This is a genomic window from Micromonospora sp. DT201 (assembly GCF_049841575.1).
Taxonomy (GTDB): Bacteria; Actinomycetota; Actinomycetes; order Mycobacteriales; family Micromonosporaceae; genus Micromonospora.
In genome coordinates this window covers 246,014-252,951 of sequence record NZ_JBNCKP010000009.1, presented here as the reverse complement: position 1 = coordinate 252,951, position 6,938 = coordinate 246,014, and the positions used below count along the sequence as shown (strand labels likewise).

The window sequence follows — 6,938 nt, the reverse complement described above, 5'->3', positions numbered from 1 at the left end:
TTCGGGGGTAAGGACACCCAGACGCCGATAAGGGGGAAGGCGTGCCAGGTGTGAGCACCTCGTCGGGCGCTGCACGTACAGAAAGGAGGGAAAGTCTTTGGGGGCGGCGGCCTGCGAGCGGAGGGCTCGTGGCGCCGGGTCCAGGTGTAACGACCGGGGGCCGAGGTCATTCCGGGGGGTGGCCCATCCATCGGCACCCTCGTGGAGGCGGTAGCCGGGTGGTCGTTCGTGGGGACTACAACGACCGGGCGGGGGCCGGCATTCCAACCCCGGGTCCCGGGGCGGCCGGGCCGTGGTCCTGCGATCGTCAGGGTATGTAACGACCCCGACCCGGCCATGATTCCGAGCCAGGGATGCCACCGGTCACAGCCCAGAGCACCCCAGACCGGACAAACCACTCACGCACACGACGCGGATTGGCCAGGCCCGACATCCTCGAACCAGACAAACCGCCCAAGACCCGAGATGGGTAGACCCCGCGTGGCCCGCCACCCGCAAGATCCACTCCGGATCGCCGACATTGCGGTATCCGACGCACGGGATACCCCCACGTCGGCGAAGTTGTGTCGATCATGCCACCGCGACCGCCCACGACCGCCCCACGACCACCAGGCGACCGCCCCACGACCGCCCCACGACCGCCCCACGACCACCAGGCGACCGCCCCACGACCGCCACGCGACCACCCCACGACCGCCACGCGACCACTCCACGACCGCCACGCCTCCGATCCTGTCGGCGTTAGGTTCCAACTAGCGCGACACGGCCAGGATCCGGCGGCGGTAACCGGTCATCTGTCCGAGGTCGGGCTAGCGGTCGTCCGAGGTCCACGAGCCGCTCCGATAGAGCGTCCCGCGCCCGCCGGGATCGGGCACCCCGGACGCGGGGTCGCCCGGACCGAAAGCACCGGGTTCGGCCATCTCGGGGTTGCGGGCGGCACGGCGGGCTCGCAGCACGCGGGACCCGACGAACCAGGCGACCGCCGCCACACAGACCACGATCACCACCTTCTGAAGCGTTCCGACGTACCCCTCGACGAGGTGCCAGTTGTCGCCGAGCAGGTAGCCGGCGAGCACGAAGGTGGCGTTCCAGATCAGGCTGCCCAGCGTGGTGAAGAGCAGGAACGTGCCCACCGGCATGCGCTCCACCCCGGCCGGAATGGAGATCAGGCTCCGGAAGATCGGAATCATCCGGCCGAAGAAGACAGCCTTCACGCCGTGCCGGAGAAACCACGCCTCGGTCCGGTCCACGTCGCTGAGCTTCACCAGTGGCAGCCGGGACACGATGGCGCGCACCCGATCGCGACCGAGCGACGCGCCGATCAGGTAGAGCGCCAGCGCGCCCACCACCGAGCCGAGCGTGGTCCAGAAGATCGCACCCACCAGACTGATCCGGCCTTGCGCCGCGACGAACCCGGCCAGCGGCAGGATCACCTCGCTGGGGATCGGCGGGAACAGGTTCTCCAATGCCACCGCCAGGCCGGCGCCCGGCCCGCCGAGCCGTTCCACCAGGTCACTGACGTACCCGACGATTCCACCCTGCGGCGGCTCCGCTGCGGCGGTGGGGGTTCCGGTGGCGAACACGGCGTGGGACATTCGAATCATGCCCTCACCGTACGAAGTGACCCTGAGAGCCGACCATGCGGTTTGACCGCCCCGCTGCTGCGTTCGACCCCACCGGCAGGGGTATGGAGAACCGCGCCCCGCTGCGGCTCGCGGCGGTGCAGCCGCTGTGCGTACCCCTGGATGTCGCGGCGAATGCTCGGGCGCACGCCGCCGCGGTCCGTGCGGCGCGTGCGCGGGTGGTGCTCTTTCCGGAGCTGTCGCTGACGGGGTACGAGTTGGATGCGCCGGTCGTGTCGGTCGACGACCCGAGGTTGGCTCCGCTGGTCGAGGCCTGCGCTGAGACGGGCGCCCTGGCGCTGGCCGGTGCACCCGTCGCCGGTGACCACATCGCGATGCTGGCGGTGACCGGCGACGGAGTGTCGGTGGCGTACCGGAAGATGTGGCTGGGTGACGTGGAGGCCCGCCGGTTCCGGCCGGGTGACACGCCCGCCGTGCTCGATGTGGACGGATGGCGGGTGGGGTTGGCGATCTGCAGGGACACCGGCGTCGCCGCGCACGCGGCGCTAACCGCCACGCTCGGAATCGACGTGTACGCGGCGGGGGTTCTGGAATCGGCAGGTGATGCCGCCGTGGTGGACGAGCGGGCGCAGCGGATCGTTGCCGCGCACCGGGTCTGGGTGGCGATAGCGAGCTTCGCCGGTTCGACCGGCGGCGGCTACACCGAGGCCGCGGGGCAGTCGGGGGTCTGGACGCCGGCCGGCGAGGTGTACGCACGCGCGGGCACGAAGCCGGACGAGCTGATCAGCGTCGAGATCACCTGAAGGCAGCATCTGCGCGCCGCCTGGCGCAGTGTCGTACGTCTCGGGCAGGCTCAGCTGATGAGCACTGTCCCCTCTCGACTGTCCGTGGTCACGCTGGGGGCACGCGACATCGGCGCGCTGCGGTCGTTCTATCGGTCACTGGGTTGGACCGAGCTGCCGGCCAGCGACGATGGCTGGTCGGCATTCCTGCTCGGTGGCGTCCTGTTCGCGCTCTTCCCGCTGCCGGAGTTGGCCGCCGAGGCGGCGCCGGGTGTGCCCGATCCGGCTGGCGGATGGTCCGGTGTCACCCTGGCCTGCAATGTCGACAGCCGCGAGGAGGTCGACACGGCCTTCGCCGCAGCTCTCGCGGCGGGCGCGACGGTGGTGGCGGAGCCTATCGACCGGCCCTGGGGTGGGCGCTCCGGCTATATTGCCGACCCGGAGGGCAACCGCTGGGAGATCGCGTGGGCGGGCACGGCCCGCTTCGACGAGCGCGGCGCTCTCCTCTCTTTCGGCTGAGCGTGTGTCATTTGCTCCTCGACGGCGATCTTGAAATGCTTCGCGGATGCCTACCTTTCCGCCGACCTTCGCCGACGACGTCATCAACCAACCGGCGAAGGCGCAGTTCGAGGCGTTCATCGACGAGCACCGCAGAGCGCTCAACGGCTGCCTGGACGGGCTGACCGAGGAGCAGGCGCGCCGTTCGTTGGTGCCGTCCCGGACCACGCTGCTGGGTCTGGTCAAGCATGCCGCGTTCGTGGAGAAGGTCTGGTTCGACGAGGCCGTCACCTGCCGGCCCCGCTCCGAGATCGGCATTCCCGCGACGCCGGACGAGTCGTTCATCCTCGACGACGCCGACACGATCGCCACCGTCCAGAGCGCACACCGGGAGGCGTGCGAAGCGTCCCGCCGTGCGACGTCGTCGCTGGGCCTGGACGACCTGCTCAACGGCAACCGGCGCGGCCCACTGCCCCTGCACTGGGTGTACCTGCACGTGCTGCGCGAGTTCGCCCAGCACTGCGGGCACGCCGAGATCCTGCGCGAACAGCTGATGAGCGAGTAGCGCGGGCGTTCCACACGCGCGGTCAGCCCGCGTCCAGCACCTCCCGCAACCGTGCCGCGAACTCCTCGGGCTTGCCCGCGTATCCGAACTCACCACCGAGGAAGCCGCCGTGGTGACTCGGGAACACTACGGCCTGCTGGCCGAGCATGGCCGCCAGGCCGAGGGCCGTACGCGCGGTGTACGTCCCCGCCGACTCCTCGCCGACCGCGACCACGATCCGCGTCGGCGCCGCGGTGAGCAGGCCCGCGTCGGGGCGGTAGTCGCTGATCGCCCACGAATTCTTCGACAGCAGCGGGTCGTCGCGGGTGCCGTCGTCGTCGGTCGACATGCCGAACGTCGCCGGGTCGGGCGCGGGCTGGCTGAAGTAGGCATCGGTGAACTCGCCCTGCCACGACGTCATCGCGATGAACGCGGCCATGCCGGCACCGGTGCCTTTCGCCTGGTACGCCTCGTAGAACCCGGCCCGTGCGCGCTCGGCGGCCCCGGCGTCAGGGAGCACCGCGTTGATCGGTGGTTCGTGCGCTACCAACGTGACGACGTCGCCCGGGTGGGTCGCGACGAGTTCGAGTGCCGTCACCGCACCGCCGCTGCTGGCGAACACCTCGACCGGGCCGGCGCCGAGCGCCTCGACCAGCAGATGCAGGTCAGCTGCCTGCTGCTGCGGTGTGTGGTCGGTGCGGCCGTCGGTGCGGACGCTACGGCCGAGGCCACGCGGGTCGTAGGTGACGACTGTGCGGTCGGTGAAATGCGGGGCGAGCGCGTTGAAGCCCTCCGCAGTCATTGGCTGGCCGATCATGAGCAGCGCGGGACGCCCACCGGACGGGGGTAGCGGGCCGCGGACGTCGTAGACCAGGTCGACGCCGGGTACAGCGAGGGTGTGCGTCTGCGCTGTCGTCATGCCGGTCAGAATACGGCCGGCGTGCGCTGGTGGACGCCCACGCCGTGCCGGCGACGTCGACCGGGTCCTCCTCGTGGGTCCCGGGACCGCGGAGCGCTGGAGGACATTCGGGAAACCGACCTCGGCCCGATAGGGCGATACTGGATCACGCTCTAGGCCACCCGCCGGTGTCGCCGAAGCGACGTAGCGTCCAACGGGCCGGCGGCCAACCGCCGGGGTCGTGGTCGGTGGTCCATTCGGTGATCGAGGCCGGGGGCACGTCCAGGTCGAACGCCCGAAAGATCGGCTGCGCGGCGAGCGCGTGGAACGCGCCCTCGACGGTCTCGCTGTGCCCGACCAGGACCACGGTTTCGCCGCGGTGCCGGTGGGCGATCTCCATGATCGCGCGGCTGACACGGACCACCAGTTCGGCCCAGGTCTCGTTGCCCTCCTCGAACGGTCGGAACACGCCCCCACCGGCCACCGCGGCTTCCGTACGGAAACGGGCGGTCGGCACACCATCGGCGTACGAGGGTGTGTGCCAGGTACACAGACCACAGTCGGCCACCGGTCGGACGCCAAACGCCGCGCCGATCGGTTCCGCGGTCTCGACAGCCCTGCGCAGCACGGACGAGTAGACCGCGACCGGTGTGTCGGCAGCAACGTCACCGGTGAGCCGGTTTGCCAGATCGTGTGACTGCTCGTGGCCGAGGGCGGTGAGGCCCCGACAACCACGTGGCCCACCCACGATTCCTTCGAGCTGGTGGAGCGACTCGCCATGTCGCACGAAGATCAGACGTGTCCGCATCGGGTCATCATGCCAGCGGGCTGGACAGAGGCTTCAGTCGTCCGTACGGCCGGTGGAAAAGCTGCTGGCCTGAGTCAGCAGAGCGTCGAGCTGGGCACCCGTCTGCGCTGGTAGCCGGCCGCGTTCTACCAGTTCGGCGATGTGTTCGCGCAGGTCGGCTACGCGCTTGGCCCGATCCCTGGTGCGGCGACTCAGGTCAGCGAGGTCGTCGCGCAGATCTTCGGCGGTCTTCCGCTCGACGTCGCCGCGGGCGATCGCCGCGGCGAGGACGGCGCCGAACTCGCTGGTCACCTCCCGGAGGCTGACCGGCACCTGCTGCCCAACGGTCGGAGACGCGGTGCTGCTGGCGGGTGGCGACGACGGTGCCGTCGGCGTCGGCGAGTGTGTCGTGGGCGCCGGCGCCGGGGCGGAGGTCGACGGTGGACCGGCGATCTCGGCCGGTTTGGGTCCGGCCGGGTCGCCGAAGGGACCCTCAGCAAGCAGGGCGCCCAGGCCGACCAGCACGGCGAGGCCTGCCGCGACCAGCACGGCGAGGGGCCGGCGCGAGCGGCGGCGGGCCGGCACGGCGAGGGGCCGGCGCGAGCGGCGGCGGGCCGGCACGGCGGCAACCGGGACGGGAGGTGCCGCCGAGCGGTCGATCAGGGTGGGAGGGTGGGCCGCCGGCAGGATGCGCAGCAGCTCGGTGGGCGGCTCGACCGGCTGGCTGGCGCCGAAGCGGCGAGCCAACTGCGCGGCGGTTGGCCGGTGGGCCGGGTCGGCGGCCAGGCAGGCGACGGTCAGCTCGGCGATGTCGGCGGGTAGGCCGGGCACCCGCAGCGGCGGCACCGGAGTGCCCCGCCGGTGCACCTCCAGCGCGTCCTCCCAGCTCTGCACGGGCAGCGGCGCCCGCCCGGTGAGGGTGCGATAGAGCAGCGCGCCGAGGGCGTACACGTCGCTGGCCGGGTCGGGTGGGCCGGCGGTCAGCCGCTCCGGAGCGAAGTATGCGGGCGTGCCCATCAGCGGCTCGCCGGACTGACCGTCGAGTCCGCCAAGTGCGGCGATGCCGAAGTCGAGCACTTTGGCACCGGTGTCGGTGAGCATGACGTTGCCCGGCTTGACGTCGCGGTGCACGACGCCGATGCGGTGCGCGGCGGCGAGCGCGGCGGCGATCTGCCCGGCCACTCGGACCGCTTCCGGCCAGGGCAGCGGCCCGGTCCGCAGCCGGTCGGCCAGGTTGTGGCCCTCGACGAGTTCCATCACCAGGTAGGGGACCACGACGCCGCCGGTCAGGGTCGCTTCGGCGTAGTCGTACACCTGGGTCACGTGTGGGTGGGTCAGCCGGGCGGCCGCGCGGGCCTCGCGTTGGATGGTGGCCCGCAGTTGCGGGTCGGCGGCGAGCTGCCCGGCGAGGACCTTGATCGCGACTGGCCGGCCAAGCACGTCGTCGTCGGCGCGCCATACCTCGGACATGCCGCCGAGCCCGATCCGCTCGTGCAATACGTAGCGGTCGTGGAGACGGAGAGTAGGCATGAAGGGCGACATGGCTTCACCAGTCTGCCTGGCCGCGCCCTACTCGACCACCCTGGGTGCCCGGAGCCACACTGCTTGTCCCCTGCGTACCGGAATGGGTTTCGAACGAGTCAGGAGCAGTGGGGCCCGACGGGCAGCGGTCGCGGCTGGATGCGGTCGGCGAGGCGGCGCAGGGCGACGGCGGTGCTCTGCCGGGCCGGGGCCAGCAGGGCACGGCGGGCGCGTTCGGCCTGGATCGGGGCGTCTGGCCGGGCCGAGTTGATGTGCCGGTTCATGGCGTCGAGCGCGGTGATGTAGCCGGTGGGAAGTTCCATGG

General features: G+C 71.2%; 8 protein-coding genes. 3 read left to right on the top strand and 5 right to left on the bottom strand.

Going from position 1 to position 6,938, the window contains the following annotated elements; genetic code table 11:
* Positions 1 to 809 precede the first annotated feature (809 nt).
* Complete coding sequence (locus ACLQ28_RS17920; protein WP_425687405.1) at positions 810 to 1,604, bottom strand: DedA family protein; 795 nt, start codon at positions 1,602 to 1,604, stop codon at positions 810 to 812.
* Positions 1,605 to 1,687: 83 nt separating this feature from the next.
* Between ACLQ28_RS17920 and ACLQ28_RS17915 the strand changes: the two genes are divergently transcribed.
* The 3 genes from ACLQ28_RS17915 to ACLQ28_RS17905 are packed head-to-tail and all read left to right on the top strand — an operon-like array spanning position 1,688 to position 3,428.
* Positions 1,688 to 2,386, top strand: coding sequence for a carbon-nitrogen hydrolase family protein (locus tag ACLQ28_RS17915; RefSeq protein ID WP_425687415.1), 699 nt, complete (start codon positions 1,688 to 1,690; stop codon positions 2,384 to 2,386).
* Between the two features lie 57 nt (positions 2,387 to 2,443).
* Positions 2,444 to 2,884 carry a VOC family protein gene (locus ACLQ28_RS17910; protein WP_425687404.1) on the top strand — a complete coding sequence of 147 codons (441 nt, stop codon included), beginning with the start codon at positions 2,444 to 2,446 and terminating at the stop codon, positions 2,882 to 2,884.
* A gap of 46 nt (positions 2,885 to 2,930) precedes the next feature.
* Positions 2,931 to 3,428: a DinB family protein gene (locus ACLQ28_RS17905; protein ID WP_425687403.1), complete on the top strand. Its 498-nt coding sequence runs from the start codon at positions 2,931 to 2,933 to the stop codon at positions 3,426 to 3,428.
* 22 nt (positions 3,429 to 3,450) lie between these two features.
* On the opposite strand, the gene ACLQ28_RS17900 is transcribed toward ACLQ28_RS17905, so the two are convergent.
* The 4 genes from ACLQ28_RS17900 to ACLQ28_RS17885 form a co-directional block, all read right to left on the bottom strand.
* The gene (locus tag ACLQ28_RS17900) at positions 3,451 to 4,326 is read right to left on the bottom strand and encodes an alpha/beta fold hydrolase (RefSeq protein WP_425687402.1); all 876 of its coding nucleotides are present in this window, start codon (positions 4,324 to 4,326) and stop codon (positions 3,451 to 3,453) included.
* Positions 4,327 to 4,471: 145 nt separating this feature from the next.
* Complete coding sequence (locus ACLQ28_RS17895) at positions 4,472 to 5,113, bottom strand: histidine phosphatase family protein (RefSeq protein WP_425687401.1); 642 nt, start codon at positions 5,111 to 5,113, stop codon at positions 4,472 to 4,474.
* Between the two features lie 33 nt (positions 5,114 to 5,146).
* Positions 5,147 to 6,622 (bottom strand): serine/threonine-protein kinase, encoded by a 1,476-nt coding sequence (locus ACLQ28_RS17890; protein ID WP_425687400.1) that lies wholly within the window; start codon positions 6,620 to 6,622, stop codon positions 5,147 to 5,149.
* A gap of 110 nt (positions 6,623 to 6,732) precedes the next feature.
* Positions 6,733 to 6,936, bottom strand: a complete 204-nt coding sequence (locus ACLQ28_RS17885) for a hypothetical protein (RefSeq protein ID WP_393136034.1) — start codon at positions 6,934 to 6,936, stop codon at positions 6,733 to 6,735.
* Positions 6,937 to 6,938 lie beyond the last annotated feature (2 nt).